Origin of the sequence: Solemya elarraichensis gill symbiont (genome assembly GCF_002021095.1) — a bacterium.
Lineage (GTDB): Bacteria > Pseudomonadota > Gammaproteobacteria > Chromatiales > Chromatiaceae.
This window is the reverse complement of the sequence record NZ_MPRK01000215.1, coordinates 1-2883: the sequence shown is the minus strand read 5'-3', so window position 1 is coordinate 2883 and position 2883 is coordinate 1. Positions and strand designations below refer to the sequence as shown.

3 protein-coding genes are annotated in these 2883 nt (G+C 53.2%); 1 reads left to right on the top strand and 2 read right to left on the bottom strand.

The window, feature by feature from the left end:
- On the top strand, positions 1-546 hold a 546-nt coding region (locus tag BOW51_RS11245; protein ID WP_078477463.1), incomplete at its 5' end, for a hypothetical protein.
- A 46-nt stretch (positions 547-592) separates the two neighbouring features.
- Here the strand turns inward: BOW51_RS11245 and BOW51_RS09190 are convergent.
- Both BOW51_RS09190 and BOW51_RS09185 read right to left on the bottom strand, forming a co-directional pair.
- The gene (locus BOW51_RS09190) at positions 593-1891 is read right to left on the bottom strand and encodes a citrate synthase (RefSeq protein ID WP_078477462.1); all 1299 of its coding nucleotides are present in this window, start codon (positions 1889-1891) and stop codon (positions 593-595) included.
- A gap of 232 nt (positions 1892-2123) precedes the next feature.
- Positions 2124-2883: malic enzyme-like NAD(P)-binding protein (locus BOW51_RS09185; protein WP_281252882.1), on the bottom strand; the 760-nt coding region annotated here is incomplete at its 5' end.

The window sequence follows — 2883 nt, the reverse complement described above, 5'->3', positions numbered from 1 at the left end:
GGTACAGTCGACTATGGCTGGGCGCGGCGCAAGGCAACGCAGCGTCTCGGTGTCAGTAGGGAGCGCGAGCTGCCCGATATGATGATGATCGAGACCGCCTTCAGGAATTATCAGCAGCTCTTCCGCCCCCAGGATCTCTCTTGTGTGGAAATCCAGCGCGAAGCAGCTGTAGAGATGATGTCATGGCTTAAGTCCTTCTCGCCACACCTCGCAGGTCCACTTGCACGTGGTATTTCGGCGCCACGAGCAGATCTTCTCATCTACGTCTATGCGGATTCACCCAAGGAGCTTGTGTTTACCTTGATGGAGAAGCAACTGGTGTGGGAGAGTGACGATCTATTGCTGGAAAATCAGCAGCAGGTACAGCTCTTTTTTGTCCCACATGCGGGACAGCAGTTTCGCCTGTTGCTACTGCCGCTTTCAAGCCTGCGCCAGCCACCTCTTGATGAAGTGACCGGCAGGCGCGATGTGGGCCTGAACCTGAAGCAATTGCAAATGATCCAGGAAAAGAGAAGGCCGGATTCAAGTCACCCTGAACCGGCCTGATGTCTAATCACTGATAGCTGAAAGCAGCTCGACTAATAACTATCAACTATTTCCTGTACTGCATGGCGACATGATTACGCTCGACCTCACCATCATATAGCTGACGTGGACGGCCAATACGGTTGCTTGGATCGTCCATCATCTCCATCCAGTGTGACACCCACCCCGAGGTACGTGCGATGGCGAACAGCGGCGTGAACATGTTTTTCGGGAAGCCCAGGGCGCGGTAAATAATGCCCGAGTAGAAGTCGACGTTCGGGTAGAGCTTACGCTCGACGAAGTAGTCATCTTCCAGTGCAATTCTCTCCAGTTCACGAGCAAGGTCGAACAGCGGTGTATCTTCGCCGACATAACGCTCGAGCACTTCATCTGCAACCTGGCGGATGATCTTGGCACGTGGGTCATAGTTCTTGTAGACACGGTGACCGAAACCCATCAGACGGAAGGGGTCATCCTTGTCCTTGGCGCGTTCAATATATGCAGGGATGTTTTTCACATCACCGATTTCATGAAGCATGTCGAGAACTGCTTCGTTTGCGCCACCATGCGCCGGGCCCCACAGGGATGCGATACCGGCTGAGATACAGGTGAACGGGTTTGCACCAGACGATGCTGCCAGGCGTACGGTCGAGGTACTGGCGTTCTGTTCATGGTCGGCATGCAGGATAAAGAGTACGTTAAGTGCACGTTCGGCGACCGGGTCGAGCTTGAAATCACAGCATGGTGTCGAGAACATCATGCGTAGGAAGTTGCCGCAGTACTCGTACTCGTTACGCGGGAAGACGAAAGGCTCACCATTGTTGCGTTTGTAGGCAGCTGCTGCAATGGTCGGAACCTTGGCGATCATGCGCTGGGCAGAAAATTCACGATGTTCCGGGTTATTGATATCAAGAGAGTCGTGGTAAAAGGCCGACAGTGAGCCCATAACACCGACCATCATTGCCATCGGGTGCGAATCGTAGCGGAAACCCTTGAAGAAGTTGGTCAGGGATTCATTGATCATCGCATAACGGTGCATGTCGGTGACAAACTTGTCATGTTGTTCGCTGTTTGGCAGGTCGCCATACATCAATAAGTAGGCAACCTCGGTATAAGCGCATTTAGCAGCGAGTTGCTCGATGGGATAGCCGCGGTAGCGCAGAATGCCTTCGTCACCGTCAATGTAAGTGATGGAACTGTTACAGCTGGCAGTGGATACGAAACCCTGGTCGTAGGTGAACAGGCCTGTTTTACCGTAGAGCTTCGAGATGTCGATCGTTCCCGGACCCTCTGTGCCGTGAAGCACGGGAAACTCATGTGATTCTCCAGTGCGGTTCACTGTTAGCGTGACTGTTTCATCACTCATTGGTGATCTCCTTGGTATGGTAGTTATAGGCACATATGATGCAATGCACAAAATATTTTATCAGTGCATTGTAACGGAAATTAATCTGCCGTGTAGCGTCTAAGTTATTGATTTATGGTTGTGATGAGCGCTAAAAGAGAGGATTTCCGTCATCGTCCCGGTTGCGGGTCTCAGAATGAGGCGCTTCACCCGGACGACGAAATTTCAGTCGTCCGGGGGGGTTGACGCCTGATCAGGCGCCAGGAGCCTTGGCAACGCCCGAATCGATAGCTGCCTGTTTGACAGCGTTGGAAACGCGTTCACGCAGGCGTGAGTCAAGCGGCTTGGGGATAATGTAGCCTGAACCGAATTCGAGTGATTCAAGTTCGTATGCATCCAGAACGTCCTGTGGCACGGCTTCGTGTGTCAGCTCTTTCAGTGCATAGACTGCGGCAATCTGCATCTCGCTGTTAATACAGGTTGCGCGTGCGTCGAGTGCACCACGAAAGATGAAGGGGAAGCCGAGAACATTATTCACCTGGTTGGGGTAATCGCTCCGGCCTGTGGCCATGATCATGTCATCACGTACCTTGTTGGCCACTTCGGGGCGAATCTCGGGAACCGGGTTAGAGAGTGCGAAAACAATCGGCTTGTCTGCCATGCTGGCAAGCATCTCTTCAGTAATCAGGTCGGGGCCGGATACACCGATGACGATATCTGCACCATTCATGGCGTCAGCAAGCGCGCGTCTGTCCGTATCCACGGCAACACCCTGCTTGTAGATGTTCAGGTCATCGCGCCCTGTGTGGATGACACCCTTGCGATCGATTGCGTAGATGTTGCCAGGCTGAGCGCCGAGTGAGATAAGCAGGCGAATGGTGGCAATACCGGCAGCACCGGCGCCGATGATCACGATACTGGCATCGGCAAGCTGTTTCTCTTGTAGTTGCAGCGCGTTCAATAGTCCTGCCGCGATGATGATGGCAGTTCCGTGCTGGTCATCGTGGAACACG